We start from the raw sequence: 530 nt of genomic DNA on the forward strand, positions 1-530 counted from the left end.
GCTGAAGGTTTTTTGTGCCCTTGTACATATTGTGATAGTAATGTAGCGTTCATCCCGATTTTCTCGGCCAGGAAATTAGCGTTTATTACTTTATAAAATTTGAAAAACTGTTGAAAGTCGATTTCAAACTTGATGTCTCTATGGTCTAATTTTACTGGTTCTTCTTCAAAATAAAATTCCGTTGCCTCATAAGCGTTATTAATCAATTCCGGAATGGATTTTCCAGTTGTAAATATTGGATAATCCTCCGAAAATGCAGAAAATCCTGTGTCGGTTTTCTCAACGGTCATTATGATTTTTTTCTTTTTCCTCATTTTCTTACTTTTTAAGCCCCGCATCCTTTAAAATTTTATTTTCCAATCCTTTACCCATTTCTTGGCTTCCGTGATTTGGAAATATAATCGTTCCTTTTTTCGTTTCGTGTCGCATTTTAACGTGCGAACCTTTTTGTGAAACTGCGTACCAACCGTCTTTTGTCAAAATTCGGTACAGTTTGGAACATTTCATTCTGTTTACACTTTAGATTAATA

General features: G+C 34.3%; 2 protein-coding genes. Both read right to left on the reverse strand.

The genetic code is table 11. The features are described 5' to 3' along the window. Positions 1-314: XRE family transcriptional regulator (locus K8089_RS16310; RefSeq protein ID WP_237604340.1), on the reverse strand; the 314-nt coding region annotated here is incomplete at its 3' end. Positions 315-318: 4 nt separating this feature from the next. Continuing rightward, positions 319-507, reverse strand: coding sequence for a type II toxin-antitoxin system HicA family toxin (locus tag K8089_RS16315; protein WP_237604341.1), 189 nt, complete (start codon positions 505-507; stop codon positions 319-321). Between the last annotated feature and the right edge of the window lie 23 nt (positions 508-530).

This window comes from Aequorivita vitellina (assembly GCF_022008365.1).
In the GTDB taxonomy this organism is placed as follows: domain Bacteria; phylum Bacteroidota; class Bacteroidia; order Flavobacteriales; family Flavobacteriaceae; genus Aequorivita; species Aequorivita vitellina.